The organism is Martinezella paranaensis (assembly GCF_014200235.1).
Lineage (GTDB): Bacteria > Pseudomonadota > Alphaproteobacteria > Rhizobiales > Rhizobiaceae > Rhizobium > Rhizobium paranaense.
The window spans coordinates 226262-246999 of sequence record NZ_JACHBI010000007.1 but is presented as its reverse complement, the minus strand read 5'-3'; the positions used below and the strand labels follow the sequence as shown (position 1 = coordinate 246999).

The following is a 20738-nucleotide window of genomic DNA, read 5'->3' as shown; positions in this document are numbered from 1 at the left end:
GCCTTATGCCTGCACGTTCCGTGTTATCTTTGACCAATCGGCATTCCGATCGGCCGGGTAGCGGTCGAGCGCTACCGACGGCATTTTGTCCGGATCGTTGTAGAGCGCCATGATGGCCGCTTCCGTGACAGCGGTCGCTGCCGGGATATCGGCATCGCCATTGCCCGCGTCCCAGGCCGCCTGCCAGATCTTCGCCAGATAGCGGGTGCCGCGCGCCATGCAGGTGATGGTGCGGTCGCCGAAGTCGTCCCACATCGCCGCCGCCTTTTCCTTGGCGGGTTGGCCGATAAGCTCAACCCATTTATCGACGATATCCCTTGGCGCGATATCCCTTTGCGTGTCGGCGATCAGAGCAATGACCGCCTTGCTGGCATCATAGCCATTGGCGATTGCCGGCATCGGCTCGGCTGCGAGAGCTGTAATGCGCTGTGCGAGTTCCTGGCCGAGTTTTTTGTTCTGATAGCCATAGGCGATCATGTCGTCTTCGTAGCCCACATGGACGCCGTCGGCTTCCAGTTTCATCTTGGGTGACCGTGGGCGGGGAACAACCTTGGCCGGATCGCCCTGCGAAAGATAGGAGGTGTGCAGCGGTTGGCAGGCATCGCCCATATAGTGGATGAGGACGCCGCCGGCGCAAAGGAACATCGCCGCGTCGCCATCCCTGGCTGCCTTCACCATGATGTCGAATAGCTGATGAACTCTGAAGGGCAGGGCTCCCCAGTGCTTGTTGCGCAGATCGGCATTGGGATCGAGCAATTGCGCCCAGGCGTCATATTGAGGCTTGATCGAAGCAAAATAGTCGATCCAGGCTTCCGGATTGAGGTAGGTGTCCGGTGCGGATTGATTGAGGGCGAGAAACGTCTCGCCATTCTGATAGGGAAGGTCCAGATCGGCAAAATGGTTCGGATTGTCATTCTGTCCGCGACTGCCGGGTCCGATCTTGCGCTGCTTCTTGCCGTCAGGCCCCTCCACCATGATGAAATTGACATTGCTTTTCCAGACATTGTCCGGAACGTCGGCCAGCGGCACGAAATGAACCTCGGTATCATCCTTTTCGAGAACGCGGGGATCGTTGCCGAGCGCGTCGTCCGGAGTGAGCGCCAGCAGATCGAGATTATTGTCGAGCAACCTTTGCAGGGTCTGTGACGTCACGAGATCTCCGGACAAGGGCAGGGAGCGGCCGATGATGTAGTGCCCGACCCATCCCCAGATGAAATCCTGATCCAGATTGATGTCGCGCACCAAATCGAGGTCCAAGTGATCGAGCGCCGTGCTGAGGGATGTGGCGAGGGCATAGGGCTGGGATAGGCTTTCGCCGCCTTCGAAGAATTCCTCTTTCCCCCACAACAGCGCGAAGGGGTAATAGGTGATCTTCCTGGCATCCTTCGGATGGTCGCGGTCGCTCTCCTCGGCATGTTCGATGAAGAAGACCGTGCCGGAATCGCCATGATGAACGCCGAGACTGATATTCTCCGCCCGATCGTGCGCTTCAGCTTCTTCCTCGATCTTCAGGCGATCCCTGTCGATGCCATAGGTTTCCGGCCCGATCAGGAAATCGCTGATATAGTCCGATCCACCCATCGCCTTATAGCGATAGAACAGGCCGTGGATTTCGCCCCTGATTTTGCCGGTCACAGCCGACTGGCCGACCACTTTCATGGTGATCAGCTTGAGGCTGAAGCTGTTGTCATAGAGATCCAGCACCGAACCGATGGGCGCGATGCCGGGAAACTCGGTTTTCCATTGTAGGATGTTGTCAAGTTCCACCAATCCGACATCCATCAGCAGCCGCTGGTTCGTGGACGGGAAATTCGGATAGATCGTTCGGAAGTCCTGTCTGCCAAGGCCCTTTTTTGCGGCGACGCCGATCTTGGGGCGGCGATGTGTCTGCAAGGCGCTGATCTCCGTTCCCGGTCCGCCGACGACATGCCGATTGGTCATCACGAAATAGCGTTCGCTATCGCGCACGATGCAGCCCGCGGTCGCGAGACGCGTCATGCCCTGGCCATCCTCGTTGATGATGGCCGAGCCCGGCGCCAGCAGATTGCGCGGCGTCCGGGTGTCGAGCTTGACCTTCAGGTCTTTGGATAGCGGCTGTTTGCGCGCTTCGATGACACATACCGGCACGGTCCGCCCGTCCGGGAGATAGAGCGTCTTAGGAACGACATCGGAGGGATCTTGTTTCGCCAGATCCTTCTCATATTCCCAACTGGAGACGAACACATAGACGCAAGGCCAGGAATAGGGGCGTACTTCCGAGTTGAAAAGCGTTCGCCGTTCGCTCTCCGGTGAACGCTTGCGCAGCGCCTGCTCGTCTTTCGAAGGCCAGGGGTCGCTCTTGCGAATTCTGTAGAGACCGAGCGCCGTCGCCACCACATTCTTCTTGTTCATCAAATGGTAGTGGAAGAGATCGCGCGCCTCCACCAAGTCCTTGAGCGAAAGAGAAGCGAAATTGCTGCTGCTTTTGAAGAGAGTATCCATGAGTCCGCCCACCAGGTTTCAGAGTGATTTGGATGTGGATTTCGAAAGCATGCGCCGAGCGCGAAACTGATTGCATCAAACGGCATTTCATCGCGATCACGATCGGCGCGATGGCATTTTGCAATAGAGACACATGATCCTACAATTTTTATGACAGGTTATCCATCGGTAATACAACTGTCGTCGCAGGGGCTGAAAAGCCGGCTAACGATGATCATGCCGCCGCCCTCTATGAAACCCGCTTGACCACACGTCGCTCGACGCGCGCGACGTAAAGTGCAGCCAGCAATGCGAGCGATGCCGATACGAGCATCAAGGCAAACAGTGTATGGATTGCCGCCGATCGTTCAAGAAATAGACCGGCGATGGAGCCTATCAGCGCTCCGCCGGCAATTCTCATGGCAGCGGCCAGTCCCGCAGCGGTGCCGACAAGATCGGGTCGCACGGACAGTGCGCCGCTATTTGCGGCGGGCATGGTCAACCCATTGCCCAAGCCGATGAACATGCAGGGTCCAAAGAATGCCAGACTATGGGTGATGCCCAGCGTCGAAAGGATCAGGCCGACCGACAGACCGACGCAGGTCAGGAGACGCGCAAGAACGAGAATGGTGGCGAGCGGGATCTTCGAGGCGTAACGGCCGGCCAAATAGCTGCCCAGAATGAAGCCGGCGGGAACCAGCCCCATGTAGAAGCCGAGCTTCGCGCTCGATCCGCCAAGTGTGTCGCCGACAACCAATGGCGCACCGCCCAGGAACGCATAAAGCACCCCCATCGAGCAGGCCATGCAGAGGGTGTAAGCCCAAAACCGTACCGAGCCGAGCAGCAGCCTATAGGAGGCAAGATAGGCCCCGCTTGTCCTCGATGAGGGCACTGCCGTTTGCCTCAGTTCGCGCATGGACAAAGCGAAGGCGCCGACGCCCAGGATCGCCAGGACAACGAAGCATGCCCGCCATCCGAACAGCTCGTCCAGCGCTCCGCCAAACAGAGGGCCGATCATGGGTGCTAGTGCCCATCCCATGGCCAGATATCCGAATTTGCTGGCGGCTTCGCGTTCGCCCGACGTTTCCTTGATGACGACTAGGGCGACGGAATAGCAGGGTGCGATACAGGCCTGCATCGCGCGAAACAGCAGGAAAACGCCGATATTCGGAGCCAAAACGCAGCCAATGGATGCGACGATGAAGATGGAGAGAGCGATCAATACGACCTGCCTTCGTCCAAACCGATCCGATATCGCGCCGCCGATGACTTCTAAGAGCGCGGTGATAATCGAATAGCCGGCGACTGAAAGGTTCACGAGTGCGAAATCGGCCTGGAACGTCGCGGCTATATGCGGCAGTGAGGGCAAGATCATGTTCACCGGCAGCACCGCAAGAGCCGAAAGCAAGATCAGGGTTGTCAGGCGGGGAGGGGCAGCGATCGCGGTCATCTGCGTGCTGGAAGTCTGTAGGGGACTATCGCTCGTCATGGTCTCGTCCGTCTTATGGTGGGAAATAGCGAAAGTCTGACGAGGCGCGGCCCAATTTCCGGGCATAAAAAAAGGCCCCGTCAGGAGCCTACTTTCCGCGCATGGGTGCTTTCGCCGGATGGCTACGCCATCCTGCCCATGCGCTCTACCACTACGATAAGAACCGTTGCGATCTTCATGACGATACAGCTAGACAGAAATTTCCACATCGTCAATGCGCCATCTGTTGCACCAAACAGCGTGCATTTTGGCGCTCGGGATATTCCTTGAGATATAACGCTATGCCATAGTGCCGTCGAACTATTGTTCCGTTGGATGATGGTGCCGACGCATCGGAGGGAAATCATGGTCCGTGAAAACGAAATCCGCGAAAACGAAGTCGCCATTGCGCCGCCGGCGGCGACAGACGCCGGTCTTGTCTTCATCGGCCGCATTTCGACGCCGTGGACTTCCCGCATGGAGACGCCGCGCCAGGGACGGCATGACGGTCCGCTCTGCCGGATCGAGATTTTCGAGCCCTGGGTGCCGGCGCTGAAGGGCGTGGAGAATTTCGAGCGGCTGGAAATCCTCTATTGGCTGGACCGCTCGCGTCGCGATCTCGTGCTGCAAAGCCCGGCCAGCAATAGCAAGGTGCACGGCACATTTTCGCTGCGCTCGCCGGTGCGGCCAAACCCGATCGGCACCTCCATCGTCAAGTTGGAGGCAGTCGAAGGCGCCGTCTTACTCGTGCGCGGTCTTGATTGCCTGGATGGCACGCCGCTTCTCGACCTGAAGCCGGACCGCACGCTGTTCAAACCGATCGCGCCGCCGCGGCCTGGCGATTTTCAGACCGGCGACGGCAAGACGGCGCATTTTTGTCAGAAGGCGTGAACCATGATCCCGAAGCGGTTTTCGGACAAGATCATGCTCATTTTGGGTATTAGAGCACTTCCAGGAAAAGTGCGTAGCGGTTTTCCGTCCGGAATGCGTCAAACCAAAGGGATAGAGCGGGAAAGCGATTCCGTGAAACGCTGAACCGCTCTAGTCGACAGCGACCATGACGTCGGAGGCCTTGATGACGGCATAGGCGTCGGAGCCGACCGTCAGGCCTAGTTCATCGACCGCCTCATTGGTGATCGAGGAGGTGACGATCGAGCCGTTGCCGATATCGATGCGGATATGGGCCGTCGTGGCACCCTTGGTGACTTCGACGACTTTGCCCCTGAGACGGTTGCGTGCACTGATTTTCATGAATATTTCTCCGATATATCGGCGCGACCATATCGACTTCCGAAAATCTCGGCCACAAAAACCTTACTCTCCACGCGGAAAACGCTGGTTCTCCTCCAGCACGTTCAAGTCCATATGGTTGCGCATATAGCGCTCGGACGCCTTCTGCAGCGGCTGGTAGTCCCATGGATAGTAGGCACCGTTGCGGAGCGCCGCATAGACCACCCATCGCCGCGCCTGGCTTTCGCGCACGGCGGCGTCGAAGGTGGCGAGATTCCAGCGCTGCCTGGCTTGCTCGGTCAGCCGCGCCAGGATTTCTGCGTATGCGGGATCGTCCGCAAGATTGGTGAGCTCTTTGGGATCGGCGTCGAGATCGAAAAGTAGGGGCGGGTCCTTGTCGCAGAGCGTCAGCTTGTAGCGACCGTCACGCAGACCGACGAGCGGCGCTTCCGATCCTTCCGCTGCATACTCCATCGGCACCGGGCCACGGTTTCCCCTGCCATGGACGAGCGGAGCAAGATCCTCTCCATCCGTCCATTGCCGCAGCGAGGCGATATCGAGCCCGGCAAGGCCGGCAAGCGTCGGCGTTACATCGAGCGTCGACACCGGCTGATCGATGCGCCGGGCATTCCAGCCGGGCGCGGCAATCATCAGCGGCACGCGGGCGGAGCCTTCGAAGAAGTTCATCTTGAACCACAATCCGCGTTCGCCGAGCATATCGCCATGGTCGGAAACGAAGAGCACGATGGTGTTGTCGGCCATGCGACCGCGCTCCAGCGCGTCGAGGATTTCGCCGATCTTTTCGTCGACATAGGAAATATTGGCGAAATAGCCGCGCCGGGCTTGGCGCACCTGTTCGGGCGTGATGTCGAAGGCGGTATGGTCGCTCGCCTTCATCAGCCGCTGCGAATGCGGGTCCTGTTCGTCGAAGGGAATTTCCGCGACATCGGGGTCGAGCGCCGGGCAGTCCTCGTAGAGATCCCAGAAGCGGCGGCGGGCGACATAAGGGTCGTGCGGATGGGTGAAGCTGACGGTCAGGCACCAGGGCCGCTCATCATGTCCGCGCGACAGGTCGAGCAGTTTGCGGGTGGCGTGATAGGCGACTTCGTCGTCATATTCCATCTGGTTGGTGATCTCGGCGACGCCGGCTCCGGTCACCGAACCGAGATTGTGATACCACCAGTCGATGCGTTCGCCCGGTTTCGTATAGTCCGGCGTCCAGCCGAAATCGGCGGGGTAGATATCGGTGGTCAGCCGCTCCTCGAAGCCATGCATCTGGTCCGGCCCGACGAAGTGCATCTTGCCGGAGAGCGCCGTCTGGTAGCCGGCTGCCCGCAGATGATGCGCGAAGGTCGGGATATCGGAGGCAAATTCGGCGGCATTGTCATAAACGCGGGTGCGGCTCGGCAGTTGTCCCGACATGAAGGAAGCCCGCGCCGGCGCGCAGAGCGGGCTTGCCGTATAGCTGTTGGCGAAGCGCACGGAGCGTTTCGCCAGTGCCTTCAGCACGGGTGCATGGAGAAAATCGGTCGGGCCGTCGGGAAACAATGTTCCGTTCAACTGATCGACCATGAGGATGAGGATATTCGGGCGCGCCATGTTGGATGTCCTCGACGGATTAAAGGCCGACCGCGGCCTTGACGGCATCGACGCCGGGCTTGCCGTCGATCGTCGTCACGCCAGCAAGCCAGGGCGTCAGAGCCTCGGGATGTGCCTTCAGCCAAGCGGTCGCCGCAGTCTTAGCATCCTGGCCACCGAGAATCGAACCCATCAACGAATTTTCCATGCCGATGTCGAAGGTCAGATTGTGGAACAATTTTGCGGCGTTTGGGCAGGTGGCGGACCAACCGCTGCGCGCCAGCGTGTAGACTTGTGCACCGCCGTAGTCCGGGCCGAAATAGGCGTCGCCGCCGGAGAGATAGGCAATCTTGAAGCGTTCATTCATCGGATGCGGCGCCCAGGCGAGGAAGACGATGGCGTGCTTGTCCTTGCCGGCGCGCTCGACCTGCGACAGCATTGCCTGCTCGCTCGATTCCACCAGTTCCCAGCCCTTCAGGCCGAAGTCGTTGGCGTCGATCATCTTCTGGATATTAGCATTGGCCGGCGCGCCGGGTTCGATGCCATAGATCTTGTGGTCGAAGTCGTCGGCATGTTTCTGCAGGTCGGCAAAATCCTTGATGCCCTTGTCGGCGATATAGGTCGGAACGGCTAGGGTGAATTTCGCGCCCTGAAGATTGCGGTTCAGCACTTCGACAGCTTTCGCCTTGTTGAGGTCATCGACGAAGGCTTTCTGTGCCGGCATCCAATTGCCGAGGAAGACGTCGATCTCGCCTGTTTTCATCGATTGATAGCCGATCGGCACGGAGAGCGTCTTGATATCTGGCACATAGCCGAGTGCGCCAAGCAGCACGCCCGTCACCCCATTGGTCGAGGTGATGTCGGTCCAGCCCGGATCGGACAGATGGATGGTGCGGCAGGAATCGCCATCGGCCTTGGCGACGCCGGCGAAGGACAAGGCGGACAAGAAAGCGCCGACGGCAAGCCGGCCCATGGCAGAAATTCGCATGACGACAGTTCCCTTTTATTATTTGCTCATTTTATTGAACATCAGTAGCATTCGGCCTGTGAAGCAGGCTTTTTTCAATGGGTGACAAAAGGAATTTTTATGGCTGAGCGGCCCGTAGACCTCGGATGGCTGCGAATTTTTGTCGAGGTGGCGCGCTCGGGCAGCCTGTCATCCGCAGCCGCAAACCTTGGATTGACCCAGCCTGCAGTCAGCTATCAGATCCGGCGGATCGAGGAGCAGATGGGCGTCACGCTCTTCGAGCGCCAGCATCGCGGCGTCGAGCTGTCCTCGGAAGGCCGCCGTCTGTTCGAGATCGCGGAGAAGGTGGTCGGTGGTATCGATTCGCTGGTGCGCAGCTTTCGCGCTGAGGCGCAGCGGCCGGCAGTGCGGCTCAAGACCGACTATGCCTTCTCGGCGCTCTGGCTGATCCCGCGCATGCATCGGTTTCGCCTGCTTCATCCGGAGCTGGATATTCAGATCGTCGCCACGCAACGGCAGGAGCGTAGCCATTCGGAAAGCGGCGATGTCGCCGTCGTCTTTGGCGCGCGGGAAGAGTTCGGGCCGGAAGTGGCATTGTTGTTGCCTGAGAAGGTAGCGCCGATTTGTACGCAGGGCTTCGTCGATAAATACGGTCCTTTCAGCGATCCCAGCCGTCTGGCGCAAGCGACGCTGGTGCATCTGGACACGGAAACACCATCGCCCTGGTTCGATTGGAAGAGCTATTTTGCGGCACTTGGCATCACTCGGGATACCTATGCTGGCCATGGCGACCTGCGGTTCAACACCTATTCGCTGGTCGTCCAGGCTGCGATCGGCGAACAGGGGCTGGCACTCGGTTGGATGGGACTGGTGGATTCACTGTTGGCCGGGCGCATGCTGGTGACCGCCGGTCCGGTGCTGGACGGGCCGAACCGCGGCTATTGGCTTCTGCCGCCGAAGTCGCAGAGCATGCATGCCGAGCGGCTGACGGAATGGCTGGTCAGGGAAGCGGCAGCAATGTAGCCGTTGCTCATTACTCCGCCCTCAAGTCGGTCAGGAAGGTATCGCACCAGCGCGAAACATCGTTTTCCAGCAGATGGTCCATCATGCCGCGCCAGCGCTCGCGCCGTTCTTCCAGCGGCATATTGATGCCGCGCGCCAGGGCATTTGCGGTGCCATCGACGTCATAGGGGTTGACCAGCAGCGCACCTTTCAATTCGCGCGCCGCACCGGCGAAACGCGAGAGCACCAGCACGCCGGGATCATCCGGGTCCTGCGCCGCCACATATTCCTTGGCGACGAGGTTCATGCCGTCGCGCAGGGGCGTCACCAGGCCGACTTTCGCCAGCCGATAGAGGCCAGCCAGGACCGGGCGGCTGATCGAGCGGTTGATGTAGCGGATCGGCACCCAGTCGACGGTGCCGATCGCGCCGTTGACCCGGCCTGCCTGCTCAGCGACGGCATGCTGCATCGCCTCGTATTCCGGCACTTCGGAGCGCGATTTCGGCGTGATCTGCAGATAGGTGACGCGGCGGTGATGGGCCGGATTGTTGGTGATGAAGCGTTCGAACGCGTCGATGCGCTGCGTGATCCCTTTGGAATAATCGAGCCGGTCGACGCCGATGATCAGGTCGCGGCCTTCGACGCTTTGCCGCGCTTTGCGCACCATGCTGTGGGCTGCGGCCTTGCGGGCGAAAGCGGCGAAGGCCGCGGTCTCGATGCCGATCGAGTAAGCACCGCCGCGGAAGTTGTGGCCGTGTGCGCTGAAATGGCCTGGGCTGTTTTCGACGCCCATGCCTTCGCGCTTCAGGCAGCCAGCGAAATTTTCGAGATCGTATTTGGTCTGGAAGCCGAGGAGGTCATAGGAGGAGAGACCCCGCATGATTTCCTCGTGCACGGGCATGGTGAAGAGCACATCGGCCGGCGGCCAGGGAATATGCAGGAAGAAACCGATGCGGTTCTTGAACCCCATTTGCCTCAGTTCTGCCGCCAGCGGAATAAGATGGTAGTCATGCACCCAGATGATATCATCGGGCTCGACGAGCGGCGCTAGCCGGTGGGCGAAGAAGCGGTTGACGCGGAAATAGCTGGCCATTTCCTTGCGGCCATATTCGGCCAAGTCCAGCCGGTAATGGCAGATCGGCCAGAGCACGCGGTTTGCGAAGCCTTGGTAATATTCCTCGACATCGGTCTGGGTGAGATCGGTCAGCGCGTAGGTGATGTTGCCGTCTTCGGTCAGCACCAGCGGTTCGGGTTCGATATCGCCGCTCGATTTGCCGGACCAGCCCATCCAGACGCCGCCGCGTTCGGCAAGGGCAGCCTGCAACGCCACGGCAAGCCCACCCGCCGCCGCCGCACCTTGGTTGTCGGGGACGGAAACACGGTTGGAAACAATGATGAGACGACTCACGGAATGCTCCTTTCGAGAGGGCCGCGGCGGTAGGCCGAAATGACCAAAAAGTGATTATTTGGCGAGCGCTGCGAGTATCTCTCTTAAACGCGCGGGCGAGGGAATGGATGCACGGGCGAGCGTCTTGCCCTTGGGCGGGCCGATGCGCACGGATTGACCGCCGAGGCGGTTCGCGACGGCGAACATGGTCTCGTCGGTGACGTCGTCACCGATCGCGAGAGGCCGCCGCCCGTTGAAGGGGGGCTCATTGAGAAAGGCCTCGACGGCATGCCCTTTGCTCGCATGCGCCGGACAAATTTCGACCACAAGCTTGCCGTGCTGCAGGATCCAGTCCGGGCCGGCTTCCTGCAGATAGCGCTGCATCACTTCGGCGACGTCAGCTTCGCGCTCGGGCGCCAGCCGGTAGTGAACGGCGACCGCAGCCCCTTTGTCCTCGACGAGAACGCCGGGCCAGGCCTCGACCTCCCGCGCGATCATGAGCTTCATCTCATGGAAGGCATGCGGTATCAGCGCGCGCCGCAGGCGTCCCGCCCCATCGCGTCGTTCGGCGCCATGCAGGCCGGCGACAGAGAAGTGGAAGGGAGCAAACAGAGGGTCCACAAAGGCAACCGCGCGCCCGGTCACCAGCGCCAGCGCGCCGCCGAGCCGGCGTGAGAGCGTCTCAAGTACAGAGGGCAGGCTCGGAGGTACGGCGATCGCTTCCGGGGTCTCCGCGAGATCGAGCAGCGTTCCGTCTATATCGAGGAACAGCGCCCATTCGTCAGGATACAATGAGAGTGCGGTAAGCGCCGGCTCATTCGGCGGCGCTGGCTCGGCTTCACCCTGTTCGGGCTGTTCCTTGTAAGTCATGGAGGTTTAGCTATGGCGCACTTTTCGTTCGGCAAGAGAAAAACGACCACGACGGAGGTTTATTCCGGCAATGACAGCCCTAAGTACCGCAATATAGGCAACCGATAGATGCAAAAAAGGGCCGCACGAAGCGACCCTTCCATGAGTTTTGGCCCGTAACTGGCCTGAAGCGCAAGACGCTTCCGGAAGGCTTGATCAGAGCGAGGGCTGCCTCGCAACGCTCACAACCATTTCCATGCCTGATACGCGGACCGAAATCTCACTAGACATTGGATCACCTTCCTTTCGCTACGTTGACGATATGCCTAACGTAACTCAAATTTCACTGAATTCAAGGGTGTTCAAAGGCGGAATGTTTCACTCTTCGTGACGCATTGAAACGCAAGGGTTCGTTCAACTTTTGCGTGATATTAATCGTGGCAGTTGGTAGCGGAAGTGGCACCTGTCTGTGCCAGCGGACAGGATCGGGGAAGATGTGCAACCTCGACCGTGGCGATCGGCCTCGCCGTCAACAAGGAGGTGAGCTATGTGGTTTCCATTTAGCGTCACGTTTCGCATAAGAAAAACCCGGACTAGCTGGCAGCTTGAGGTCCGGGTGACTTTCTAATCGCGAAATAAACGAGGGGTGGGCTGCAACCCGCCCCTCACTCCGGAAATATAGGCCAAGCCGACATTTTCATCAAGCTATGCAGCGTGGGGCGAAAAGCCGCTTAAAAGTCGGCACGTTCACATAAGAATAATGTTGCGACGCCGAAACGTGATCGGACGGCGTGTCAAGAATCTGTCACTTTCACCCCTCAATTCTTGGTAAATTAAGAGTTTATTACCTATTCCGCACGAACAATCGTCCTTGATTTTGACATTCTCCCGCGGGACAGGGAGCGAGCGGGAATTGGAGCGAAAGACGTATGTGTCGCTGGGCAGCCTATCGTGGAGACCCCCTCTATCTGGAGGAGCTGGTGTCTTCGCCTGCCCACTCCCTGATCGAACAATCCCACTGCGCCACACGCGCCAAGACGGCAACCAACGGTGACGGATTTGGTATCGCCTGGTATGGCGACCGGCCAGAGCCCGGCCGTTATCGCGATATCCTCCCGGCTTGGTCCGATTGCAATCTCAAGAGCTTGGCGCGGCAGATCCGTTCGCCACTCTTTCTCGCCCATGTCCGCGCCGCGACCGGCGGCGGCACGCGTCGGGACAATTGCCATCCTTTCGTGCATGGGAACTGGTCTTTCCAGCACAACGGGCAGATTTCCAATTTCGACCGTTTGCGTCGGCCGATGGAATCCATGCTCGACGATCAGCTTTTTCATGCCCGCGGCGGCACGACCGATTCCGAGCTTCTGTTCCTGCTGGCCTTGCAATTCGGTCTTGCATCCAATCCGTTTGCCGCGATTTCGGAAGCCATCGGTTTTGCCGAGGGCCTGTCGGTTCATCTGACCGGTTCGGCGCTGGTGCGCTTCACGGCCGCTTTTTCCGATGGAAAGTCGCTATATGCGGTGCGCTACGCCACCGACCGCAAGGCGCCGACACTTTATGCCTCGCCTGTCGGCATTGGCTATTGCCTCGTATCCGAGCCGTTGAACGACGATATCGATGCCTGGACGGAAGTTCCGGATGGCAGCGCAGTATTGATCGACGATATGGGCGTGCATATCACGCCCTTCCAGCCGGAAAAGCGCGCGTCCGCCGGGCCGCAGGCGCCCGTCACGATCCCGGCTTGAACTGTTCGGCAATCAAAGCCGCCAGACGCGCTGCCACTTCTTCCTTGTCGAGATCGGGCCACTGCTCCACGCCGTGATGGCGGATGAGTTTTACGCTGTTCCGCATACCGCCCATGATGCCCGTTGCCGGCGAGACATCGTTGGCGACGATCATGTCGGCGCCCTTGCGCTCCAGTTTCGCCCTGGCATTCGCCTCGACATCCTGCGTTTCGGCGGCAAAGCCGATGACGAGCTTCGGCCGCTGCGTGTGATGGCCGACGGTTTTCAGGATGTCGGGATTTTCGGTGAGCGCCAGCGTCGGAATGGATTCGCCCGGATGTTTCTTGATCTTCTGATCGGCGGCAGAGGCGACGCGCCAGTCGGCGACGGCCGCGACCATCACGGCGATATCGGCCGGAAGAGCCGAAAGCACGGCATCGCGCATCTCTTCTGCCCGCTCGACATGAACGACGTGCATGCCCATCGGATCGGGGATCGAAACAGGCCCGGTGACTAGTGTGACATCGGCGCCAAGGGCCGCGAGTGCCGAGGCGATAGCATGCCCTTGCCGGCCGGAAGAACGATTGGCGATGTAACGCACCGGGTCGATCGGCTCATGCGTCGGACCCGACGTGACGACGGCCTTTCTGCCGGCGAGCGGTCTTGCCCCATCATCCAGCCGCATCTCGGCGGCAGCGACGATCTCTAGCGGCTCCGCCATGCGGCCGGTGCCTGCCTCCTTGCTCTCGGCCATTTCGCCGGCCATAGGCCCGACGAAGCGGATGCCGTCGCCCCTCAATGTCTCGATGTTGCGCTTCGTCGCCGGATGCGCCCACATCTTCGGATTCATCGCGGGTGCTGCGAGTACGGGCCGGTCGGTCGCGAGCAGCACGGTCGACGCAAGGTCATCGGCCAGGCCATTGGCCATCTTGGCGAGGAGATCGGCAGTCGCCGGCGCAATCAGCACCAGGTCGCAGTCCCGCGCCAGCCGGATATGGCCGACATCCTGCTCATCCTGTCGGGAAAACAGGTCGGTGAAGACATGATCCGCCGCCAATGCGCCGACGGCAAGCGGCGTGATGAATTGCTGTGCCCCCGATGTCATGATCGGGCGGACTGAGGCGCCGCGCTCGCGCAGCCGCCGGATGAGGTCGAGGCTCTTATAGGCCGCGATGCCACCGGAAATGATAAGAAGGATGCGTTTTCCCGCGAGAACCATGGCTCGAACCCGTCGCCTGTTTTTGTGCCCATGAACCTAAGCCTTTGGCGCATAATAGGCAATCGGCAGCAGCGTCAGCCGAGAATGTCGACGCAGAAGTCGATGAAGGCGCGCACCTTTGCCGGCACATGGTGGCGGGACGGGTAAAAGGCGTAAAGCGGGTAAAGCTCGTCCTTCCAGTCCGGAAAAAGGTCGACAAGCTCTCCGCGGTCCAGAAAATCCGTGATGCCGAGCGTGAAGACCTGAGCGATACCGAGGCCAGCAAGGCAGGTTCCGAGCGTCGTCCCGGCATCGTTGACCAGGATGCGGCCGCGCGTCTCGACCGGGATGACCTTGCACCCGCGTCGGAATTCCCATTCGAATGCGCGCCCGGTGCTCGGGTCCTGATAGTGGATGCAGAGATGGTTCGCGACGTCGGCCGGCGTTTTCGGCCGGCCATAACGCTCGATATAGGCGGGTGCTGCAACCGTCATCACGCGGGTTTCCAGAAGCAACCGGGCAATCAGCGAGGTCTGCGGCGGCTCGCCGAAGCGCAGGGCTACATCCATGCCGTCGGCCACAAGATCACCGATCTCGTTGCGGGTCAGGATCTCGATCTGCAGGTCGGGATAGAGGTCGAGGAAGGCGCCGAGCCGCGGCGCCAGGACGAGGCGGGAAAAATAGGGGTCGACATTGATGCGCAGACGGCCGCGTACGGATTGAGCGACACCCGCCACCGTCGTCGCGGCCTCCTCGATGCCGCCGAGCAGCGGCACGACCTGCTCATAAAACCGCGCGCCATCATCCGTAAGCCGCAATGCTCGCGTGGTACGATCGAGCAGGCGCACGCCGATGCGCGCCTCCAGCCGCGAAACTGCTCGGCTGACTCCTGATGGCGTAAGGCCAAGCGCTTCCGCCGCCCGCACGAAGCTGCCACCCTCGACCACGGCCGTCAGCACGCTGACGCCATTCAGCAATCGTCCGTCGAACATTGTCCCATCCATGATTTTCCGTCAGCAATCATGAAGTCACGATGCATTTCCGTCAAAGTCTTTTGGATGCGAGGAGGCCGCGGAGGGAGAGGGTCCGCGGCCTTTCTTCAGTCATTCCGTACGTGGTTAGGTACGCGTGATCGAGGCGCCGCCATCGACCAGCGATGCAGTACCGGTGACGAAGCTTGCATCATCGGAGGCGAGGTAGAGGACCGAGCGGGCCAGTTCGTCAGGACCGGCGACACGCTTCAGCGCATGCAGATTGGTGATGAAGCCCTGCTTGTCGGGAGTGTCGTTCATCTCGCGATACATGTCGGTATCGACGGCGCCCGGCAGCACGGCATTGACCCGCACATTCTGCTGGCCGAATTCGGCCGCGAGTGCCTGCGTCAGGCCGATCAGGCCGGACTTGCTGGCGGCATAAGCGGCAACGCCGGGGAAGGCAAAGCTGTAGCCTACAAAGGTCGACGTGAAGATCACCGAGCCGCCTCCATTCTTGACCATTTCGCCGATCTGATGCTTTGCGGCGAGGAAGGAAGCGGTCAAGTTGATTGCGAGCGCATCGCTAAAACCTGCCTCGGAAACCTCAGTGCTCGGGCCGGCTTCGCCCAGCGTGCCGGCATTGTTGAAGGCGATGTCGAGCTTGCCATAGCGCTCGACGGCAAGGGCGACCAATGCCTTGTGGTAATCTTCCGAACGCACGTCACCGGCAAGCGCGGCCGCTTTGCCGCCCGCAGCCTTGATTTCTGCAACAAGGCTTTCCAACTCGGCCCCACGCCGGGCGCCCACGATAACTTTGGCACCTTCGGCAGCGAAGAGTTTTGCGGTGGCGCGGCCAATGCCGGAGCTGGCGCCGGTGACGATTGCGACTTTTCCATTCAAGCGGTTCATTGTTCCATCTCCTGTGTGTGGACGTGTCTGTTGTTCCGTCCGATGCGCAGAGAATGGTATTTTTCGATCGTTCGGATTAGTCTTCTAATCATGGAATTCGAATTCGGGATTGCCGAACGATGCTCAAGATTGAAGGAATCGCTGCTTTTGTGGCCGTTGCCGAAGCGGGATCGATCAGTGAAGCCGCGCGCCGGCTGCGCCTGTCGAAATCCGTCGTCAGCGAGCGGTTGGCGGAAATGGAGAAGACGCTCGGCGCGACGCTGCTGCATCGCACGACCCGTAAGTTGACATTGACGGAGGATGGTGCTGCTTTCCTGGAGCGCGCGTCTCGGATCGTGCACGATGTGCGGGAGGCGGCGGCCGATCTGGCCAGGCGACGTGGCACATTGGCGGGCCCCTTGCGCATCACTGCCCCCGTCACCTTCGGCCGCATGCATCTCGGTCCGGCGCTCTATCCCTTTCTGGCCGATCACCCTGAAATTGAATTGACGCTCGATCTCGACGACCGGCGTGTCGATGCCTCCTCGGACGGCTATGACGCCATCATTCGCCATGGCCTGATTGCCGATTCGCGCCTCGTTGCCTGGAAGCTTGCCCGCAGCCGCCGCCTTCTCGTGGCGTCGCCGGACTATCTCAGCCGTCACGGCAGGCCAACATCGCTATCCGATCTCGAGAACCATCGCGGTATTTTCTACAGCAATCGCGGCGTGGCCGACTGGCGTTTCCAAGGGCCCGATGGCGCTGTCGTCATCAGAGGGAAGCTGGCATTCGGCGTCAACAATGGCGATGTCATCCACGATGCCGCCGTCGCCGGCTTGGGGATCGCATTGTTGCCGGTCTTCATCGCAGGCCCGGCGATCGGGGAGGGGCGGCTTGTCGAGATCGACGTCGGCTACCGGCCCGAACCGGAGTTCATCTTCATGGCCCATCCCGAGGGGCGCAATCCCTCGGCAAAGCTCCGAGCCATCGCCGACCATCTGAAGCAGGCGTTCGGCGATCCGCCCTATTGGGAGCGAAACCGCTGACTACGCGATCAGGCTCATGAGATTGGCAACGACAGGCGATCGCTGCGCCTTGAGGCTCGCGAGGCCAAGCCGTGCCACGACCGGCGGCCCATCGATCTGCCGATAGGCCACGCCGTCGAGCTTGATCTGTGCGATCGAAGCCGGAACGATGGAAACGCCCAGATTGGCGGCGACGAGATTGACGACGGAGGGAATCTGCGGCGCTTCCTGCATCACCACCAGCTCAAATCCCGCTTCGCGGCAAGCTCCAACGATATCGTCATAGAGGCTGAGCCCCACCATGCGCGGAAAGAGAATGAAGGGCTCACCGGCCAATGCCGCGATCGGTACGCGTTCCTTTTCTGCCAGCGGATGATGCGCTGGCAGCGCGATCAGCATCGGCTCGTCGGCAAAGCGCTTCAGCCGGACATCCCGTGGGTCTTCCAGGCCAGGACGAATAAAGGCGGCATCGATCTCGCCGCGCATCAGCCGCTCCATCAGCGCGTTGGTGTTCATCTCCGTGAGCGACAGCCTCACTTCGGGCCAATGGCCTCGAAACTCGCGGATGGTTTCCGTGACGATCGTGTTGAAGGCGGAAGAGGCGGTAAAGCCGAGCGCCAGCCGGCCAATCTCGCCGCGATTGGCGCGCTGGGCGGCAAGTTTGGCTTTTTCCGCCGCATCCACGGCGGCTTTGGCTTCGCTGAGGAAAGCCTCTCCCGCCTCCGTCAACTCTGCCCCATGGGGAACACGGTGAAACAGCATCGCGCCCACCTCGTTTTCGAGATCGCGGATCTGTTGGCTGAGCGGCGGCTGGCCGATGCCGAGCTTGGCGGCGGCTCGGGTGAAATTTCCCGCTTCCGCCAGCGCCAGAAAATAACGGATATGACGCAGCTCCATCGCTATCTCCAAAAGCTATTGAGATCGCCTGTTCCATATATTGGACTAATGAAGCGGATCTGACTAGATTCCGGGGCAAGAAAGGTTGTGTGCCCCATGTTCCGCGCCGCCAGCAAGCAGCAAACCATTGCTTCCGAAGTCCCATCCCGTCCCGAACTGACGCTCGTCAGAAATGAGCCGCCGGCCGAGTCCCGCCAATTCCTCACGCGCGGCACGCCCGCCTTCCGCCGCGCCACCATTGCCCTGTTTCTCTCGGGTTTTGCCACCTTCTCGCTGCTCTATTGCGTGCAGCCGCTAATGCCGATTTTCTCCGAGGATTTCGGTGTCACGCCGGCTGCAAGTTCGCTGTCGCTGTCGCTTTCGACCGGCTTCCTGGCCTTCGCGATCTTCGGCGCGGCCGCCGTTTCCGAAAGCCTCGGCCGACGCAGCCTGATGTTCATATCGCTGTTGGGCGCAGCAATCTGTACGCTCGTCTGTGCGGTCTCGCCGAGCTGGCATATGCTGCTCGTCGCCCGCGCGCTCGAGGGTTTCCTGCTGGGTGGTGTGCCCGCCGTTGCCATGACCTACCTGGCTGAAGAGATCGAACCGCGCGGCCTCGGTAGCGCCATGGGTCTCTATATCGCCGGCAATGCCTTTGGCGGCATGGCTGGCCGCGTGGTCACGGGTACGATTGCTGAATTCCTGAGCTGGCGGCCGGCACTGGCCGCTGTCGGCATTCTTGGCCTGATCGCCTCCATCGGCTTCCTCTATCTTCTGCCGCCGTCGCGCAATTTCACGCCGCGCAAGGGATTTGATGCCGCCTTCCACCTGAAGGCCTGGAGCGGCCACTTCCGTAACCCGGCGTTGCCGCTGCTGTTCGCCATCGGCTTTCTCGTCATGGGCTCCTTCGTCACGGTCTATAACTATGCCGGTTTCCGCCTCGTCGCCGATCCCTATGACCTCAGCCAGACCGAGCTCGGCCTGATCTTTACCGCCTATCTCTTCGGCATCGCCGCCTCATGGGTCGCGGGTCTACTCGGCGATCGCATCGGCCATTTCGTCGTGCTGCCGGCGGGCGTATTGATCGCGGCGCTTGGTGCGGCGGTGACGCTTTTCAGCTCCCTGCCGCTCATCATCCTCGGCATCGTTCTGGTGACGATCGGCTTCTTCATGACCCATTCCGTCGCCAGCGCGCTTGTGGGACGGCTTGCTCGCAACTTCAAGGGACACGCCTCCTCGCTCTACCTGCTCGCCTACTATCTTGGCTCCAGCATTGCCGGTTCGGTCGGCGGCTATTTCTGGCTTGCCGACGGCTGGAATGCCGTGGTTGCCTTCATCCTCGTCATGCTGGCAATGTGTGTCATTAGCGCCCTTGCCGTTGCCAGACTGGCGCGTCGTTGAGGCCGGAGGCCGCCATGATCCGCATCGACCATCTCGATCATCTGGTGCTCACGGTTGCGAGCATCGATGAAAGCTGCGATTTCTATGTCCGCGTTCTCGGCATGGGCGTCGAAACTTTCGGCGAGGGCCGCAAGGCTCTCACCTTTGGCAACCAGAAAATCAATCTGCACCGCGCCGGCCACGAGTTCGAGCCCAAGGCCGATCGGCCGACACCGGGCTCGGCCGACATTTGTTTCATCAGCACCACTCCGCTCGATGACATCACAGCTCACTTGCATGCCGAGGGCGTTGCGATCGAAGAAGGTCCCGTCCGCCGAACCGGCGCGACCGGCCCCATTCTCTCGGTCTATTTCCGCGATCCGGATCAGAATCTGATCGAAGTATCCAACAACATTTCCTGAGATTGCCCCGCCGACCGGCGCTTCTCGACAGAGCATTGTTGCGGCCTATAATAAACCTATTAGTTAATTAACTATATGGTTTATGAAGTCGCATGGACACATTGAGCATCACCCTTTCCGCCTTGGCTGACCCAACCCGCCGGGCAATCCTGGCGCGGTTGGCGACTGGCGAGGCATCCGTTTCCGAACTGGCCGAACCCTTCGACATGTCGCTGGTCGCTGTCTCCAAGCATCTGAAGGTGCTGGAAAAGGCCGGGCTGATCTCGAAGGGGAGGGAAGCGCAATGGCGGCCTTGCCGGCTGGAGCCGAAGCCGCTGCGGCAGGTCGATGACTGGCTGGAGAGCTACCGTCAGTTCTGGAACGACAACCTTGATCGCCTGGAAGCTTACGCGGAACTATTGCAAAAGGGAGGAAAGAATGACCCCAGCAACTGAGGGCGGCAGCATGCGGCCACCGCGCGAGATCGTGCTGACCCGCGATATTGCCGCGCCGCGCGCCCTGCTGTTTCGCATCTGGACCGAGCCGGAACATCTGATGCGCTGGTGGGGGCCGCAGAACATGACGGCGCCATTCGTCTCCGTCGACCTTCACGAAGGCGGCGCCTGGCGGCATTGCATTTTGACACCAGAGGGCAGGGAATATTGGAGCCACGGGCGCTATCTGGAGATCGTCCCGCCCGAGCGCCTCGTCTTCACCTTCGCCTGGGAAAATCTGGATGGAAAATCCGGCCACTCGATGCAGGTGACCGTGGAATTTCAAGAGCTTGGCGAGAAGACACGCCTCATCTTCCGCAAGGTCGAACTGCCCGACGACACCGAACTAAGATTGCAGACCGGCGGCTGGGAGCAGGCCCTCGACAAATACGTCGCCTACGCAGAAGCCACCTCAAGGGAAGGATGAGAGTGATGAAAAAGACCTATCATGGAAGCTGCCATTGCGGCGCCGTCGCTTATGAAGCTGATCTCGATCTGCAGGGCGGCACCTTCAAATGCAACTGCTCGATCTGCAGGAAAAAGCGCAATTGGCTGGCCGTCGCCACGCCAGCAGATTTCCGCCTGACCTCGGGCGAGGACAGCATCGGCGAATATCAATTCGGCCCGCGCATCCTGCATCATCTCTTCTGCAAGAGTTGCGGCATCAGTTCTTTCAACTGGGGTGAAAATCCCGCACTCGGCGGCAAATTCTACGCAATCAGCATTAGCTGCCTGGACGATGCCACGGATGAAGAACTCGCCTCGCTTCCCGTCGGATATTTTGACGGCCGCGATGATCGCTTCGATCGCGCGCCGGAGGAAACGCGTTATCTTTAG

General features: G+C 60.3%; 20 protein-coding genes. 9 read left to right on the top strand and 11 right to left on the bottom strand.

Annotation, left to right across the window (positions count from 1 at the left end):
* Positions 1–3: 3 nt before the first annotated feature.
* Together GGD50_RS18830 and GGD50_RS18825 are read right to left on the bottom strand one after the other, a co-directional pair.
* The gene (locus tag GGD50_RS18830; protein ID WP_107106757.1) at positions 4–2481 is read right to left on the bottom strand and encodes a phospholipase C/P1 nuclease family protein; all 2478 of its coding nucleotides are present in this window, start codon (positions 2479–2481) and stop codon (positions 4–6) included.
* Between the two features lie 229 nt (positions 2482–2710).
* Entirely contained in the window at positions 2711–3949 is a 1239-nt protein-coding gene (locus GGD50_RS18825) for an MFS transporter (protein ID WP_107107034.1), read from the bottom strand.
* A gap of 345 nt (positions 3950–4294) precedes the next feature.
* Between GGD50_RS18825 and tsaA the strand changes: the two genes are divergently transcribed.
* The gene (tsaA, locus tag GGD50_RS18820; protein ID WP_107106758.1) at positions 4295–4819 is read left to right on the top strand and encodes a tRNA (N6-threonylcarbamoyladenosine(37)-N6)-methyltransferase TrmO; all 525 of its coding nucleotides are present in this window, start codon (positions 4295–4297) and stop codon (positions 4817–4819) included.
* A gap of 150 nt (positions 4820–4969) precedes the next feature.
* Here the strand turns inward: tsaA and GGD50_RS18815 are convergent, their stop codons facing one another.
* The 3 genes from GGD50_RS18815 to GGD50_RS18805 form a co-directional block, all read right to left on the bottom strand.
* Positions 4970–5179, bottom strand: a complete 210-nt coding sequence (locus GGD50_RS18815; RefSeq protein WP_107106759.1) for a TOBE domain-containing protein — start codon at positions 5177–5179, stop codon at positions 4970–4972.
* A 63-nt stretch (positions 5180–5242) separates the two neighbouring features.
* Complete coding sequence (gene betC / locus GGD50_RS18810; protein WP_107106760.1) at positions 5243–6757, bottom strand: choline-sulfatase; 1515 nt, start codon at positions 6755–6757, stop codon at positions 5243–5245.
* Positions 6758–6776: 19 nt separating this feature from the next.
* Positions 6777–7724, bottom strand: a complete 948-nt coding sequence (locus GGD50_RS18805; protein ID WP_181315992.1) for a choline ABC transporter substrate-binding protein — start codon at positions 7722–7724, stop codon at positions 6777–6779.
* A 99-nt stretch (positions 7725–7823) separates the two neighbouring features.
* Between GGD50_RS18805 and GGD50_RS18800 the strand changes: the two genes are divergently transcribed.
* Positions 7824–8726 carry a choline sulfate utilization transcriptional regulator gene (locus tag GGD50_RS18800; protein ID WP_107106762.1) on the top strand — a complete coding sequence of 301 codons (903 nt, stop codon included), beginning with the start codon at positions 7824–7826 and terminating at the stop codon, positions 8724–8726.
* Between the two features lie 10 nt (positions 8727–8736).
* Here the strand turns inward: GGD50_RS18800 and otsA are convergent, their stop codons facing one another.
* Positions 8737–10113, bottom strand: a complete 1377-nt coding sequence (gene otsA / locus GGD50_RS18795; RefSeq protein WP_107106763.1) for an alpha,alpha-trehalose-phosphate synthase (UDP-forming) — start codon at positions 10111–10113, stop codon at positions 8737–8739.
* Positions 10114–10167: 54 nt separating this feature from the next.
* Positions 10168–10962, bottom strand: a complete 795-nt coding sequence (gene otsB / locus GGD50_RS18790; RefSeq protein WP_107106764.1) for a trehalose-phosphatase — start codon at positions 10960–10962, stop codon at positions 10168–10170.
* A gap of 908 nt (positions 10963–11870) precedes the next feature.
* On the opposite strand from otsB, the gene GGD50_RS18785 reads away from it, so the two are divergent.
* Positions 11871–12686, top strand: a complete 816-nt coding sequence (locus GGD50_RS18785; RefSeq protein ID WP_107106765.1) for a class II glutamine amidotransferase — start codon at positions 11871–11873, stop codon at positions 12684–12686.
* On the opposite strand, the gene coaBC is transcribed toward GGD50_RS18785, so the two are convergent.
* The 3 genes from coaBC to GGD50_RS18770 form a co-directional block, all read right to left on the bottom strand.
* The gene (coaBC, locus tag GGD50_RS18780; RefSeq protein ID WP_107106766.1) at positions 12670–13884 is read right to left on the bottom strand and encodes a bifunctional phosphopantothenoylcysteine decarboxylase/phosphopantothenate--cysteine ligase CoaBC; all 1215 of its coding nucleotides are present in this window, start codon (positions 13882–13884) and stop codon (positions 12670–12672) included. The genes GGD50_RS18785 and coaBC overlap by 17 nt on opposite strands.
* 74 nt (positions 13885–13958) lie before the next feature.
* Complete coding sequence (locus GGD50_RS18775; protein ID WP_107106767.1) at positions 13959–14855, bottom strand: LysR family transcriptional regulator; 897 nt, start codon at positions 14853–14855, stop codon at positions 13959–13961.
* A 126-nt stretch (positions 14856–14981) separates the two neighbouring features.
* Positions 14982–15746: an SDR family oxidoreductase gene (locus GGD50_RS18770; RefSeq protein ID WP_107106768.1), complete on the bottom strand. Its 765-nt coding sequence runs from the start codon at positions 15744–15746 to the stop codon at positions 14982–14984.
* 119 nt (positions 15747–15865) lie between these two features.
* Between GGD50_RS18770 and GGD50_RS18765 the strand changes: the two genes are divergently transcribed.
* Positions 15866–16771: a LysR family transcriptional regulator gene (locus GGD50_RS18765; protein WP_107106769.1), complete on the top strand. Its 906-nt coding sequence runs from the start codon at positions 15866–15868 to the stop codon at positions 16769–16771.
* On the opposite strand, the gene GGD50_RS18760 is transcribed toward GGD50_RS18765, so the two are convergent.
* Positions 16772–17647, bottom strand: a complete 876-nt coding sequence (locus tag GGD50_RS18760; RefSeq protein ID WP_107106770.1) for a LysR family transcriptional regulator — start codon at positions 17645–17647, stop codon at positions 16772–16774. It abuts the gene before it with no gap.
* A 96-nt stretch (positions 17648–17743) separates the two neighbouring features.
* On the opposite strand from GGD50_RS18760, the gene GGD50_RS18755 reads away from it, so the two are divergent.
* From GGD50_RS18755 to GGD50_RS18735, 5 genes are all read left to right on the top strand, one after another.
* Positions 17744–19027 carry an MFS transporter gene (locus GGD50_RS18755; RefSeq protein WP_107106771.1) on the top strand — a complete coding sequence of 428 codons (1284 nt, stop codon included), beginning with the start codon at positions 17744–17746 and terminating at the stop codon, positions 19025–19027.
* A gap of 14 nt (positions 19028–19041) precedes the next feature.
* Complete coding sequence (locus GGD50_RS18750) at positions 19042–19428, top strand: VOC family protein (protein ID WP_107106772.1); 387 nt, start codon at positions 19042–19044, stop codon at positions 19426–19428.
* 92 nt (positions 19429–19520) lie between these two features.
* Entirely contained in the window at positions 19521–19862 is a 342-nt protein-coding gene (locus GGD50_RS18745; RefSeq protein ID WP_107106773.1) for an ArsR/SmtB family transcription factor, read from the top strand.
* The gene (locus tag GGD50_RS18740) at positions 19846–20328 is read left to right on the top strand and encodes an SRPBCC family protein (protein WP_107106774.1); all 483 of its coding nucleotides are present in this window, start codon (positions 19846–19848) and stop codon (positions 20326–20328) included. The genes GGD50_RS18745 and GGD50_RS18740 overlap by 17 nt, the downstream gene beginning before the upstream one ends.
* 5 nt (positions 20329–20333) lie before the next feature.
* Positions 20334–20738, top strand: coding sequence for a GFA family protein (locus GGD50_RS18735; RefSeq protein ID WP_107106775.1), 405 nt, complete (start codon positions 20334–20336; stop codon positions 20736–20738).

Excerpts from the sequence above, each read along its gene's own strand:
- GGD50_RS18765 (WP_107106769.1), top strand. The coding sequence starts at position 15,866 with ATGCTCAAGATTGAAGGAATCGCTGCTTTTGTGGCCGTTGCCGAAGCG.
- GGD50_RS18750 (WP_107106772.1), top strand. The coding sequence starts at position 19,042 with ATGATCCGCATCGACCATCTCGATCATCTGGTGCTCACGGTTGCGAGC.
- coaBC (WP_107106766.1), bottom strand. The coding sequence starts at position 13,884 with ATGGTTCTCGCGGGAAAACGCATCCTTCTTATCATTTCCGGTGGCATC.
- GGD50_RS18745 (WP_107106773.1), top strand. The coding sequence starts at position 19,521 with ATGGACACATTGAGCATCACCCTTTCCGCCTTGGCTGACCCAACCCGC.
- tsaA (WP_107106758.1), top strand. The coding sequence starts at position 4,295 with ATGGTCCGTGAAAACGAAATCCGCGAAAACGAAGTCGCCATTGCGCCG.
- GGD50_RS18740 (WP_107106774.1), top strand. The coding sequence starts at position 19,846 with ATGACCCCAGCAACTGAGGGCGGCAGCATGCGGCCACCGCGCGAGATC.
- GGD50_RS18785 (WP_107106765.1), top strand. The coding sequence starts at position 11,871 with ATGTGTCGCTGGGCAGCCTATCGTGGAGACCCCCTCTATCTGGAGGAG.
- GGD50_RS18770 (WP_107106768.1), bottom strand. The coding sequence starts at position 15,746 with ATGAACCGCTTGAATGGAAAAGTCGCAATCGTCACCGGCGCCAGCTCC.
- GGD50_RS18755 (WP_107106771.1), top strand. The coding sequence starts at position 17,744 with ATGTTCCGCGCCGCCAGCAAGCAGCAAACCATTGCTTCCGAAGTCCCA.
- GGD50_RS18825 (WP_107107034.1), bottom strand. The coding sequence starts at position 3,949 with ATGACGAGCGATAGTCCCCTACAGACTTCCAGCACGCAGATGACCGCG.
- otsB (WP_107106764.1), bottom strand. The coding sequence starts at position 10,962 with ATGACTTACAAGGAACAGCCCGAACAGGGTGAAGCCGAGCCAGCGCCG.
- GGD50_RS18760 (WP_107106770.1), bottom strand. The coding sequence starts at position 17,647 with ATGGAGCTGCGTCATATCCGTTATTTTCTGGCGCTGGCGGAAGCGGGA.
- GGD50_RS18775 (WP_107106767.1), bottom strand. The coding sequence starts at position 14,855 with ATGTTCGACGGACGATTGCTGAATGGCGTCAGCGTGCTGACGGCCGTG.
- GGD50_RS18800 (WP_107106762.1), top strand. The coding sequence starts at position 7,824 with ATGGCTGAGCGGCCCGTAGACCTCGGATGGCTGCGAATTTTTGTCGAG.
- GGD50_RS18735 (WP_107106775.1), top strand. The coding sequence starts at position 20,334 with ATGAAAAAGACCTATCATGGAAGCTGCCATTGCGGCGCCGTCGCTTAT.
- GGD50_RS18805 (WP_181315992.1), bottom strand. The coding sequence starts at position 7,724 with ATGCGAATTTCTGCCATGGGCCGGCTTGCCGTCGGCGCTTTCTTGTCC.
- GGD50_RS18830 (WP_107106757.1), bottom strand. The coding sequence starts at position 2,481 with ATGGATACTCTCTTCAAAAGCAGCAGCAATTTCGCTTCTCTTTCGCTC.
- betC (WP_107106760.1), bottom strand. The coding sequence starts at position 6,757 with ATGGCGCGCCCGAATATCCTCATCCTCATGGTCGATCAGTTGAACGGA.
- GGD50_RS18815 (WP_107106759.1), bottom strand. The coding sequence starts at position 5,179 with ATGAAAATCAGTGCACGCAACCGTCTCAGGGGCAAAGTCGTCGAAGTC.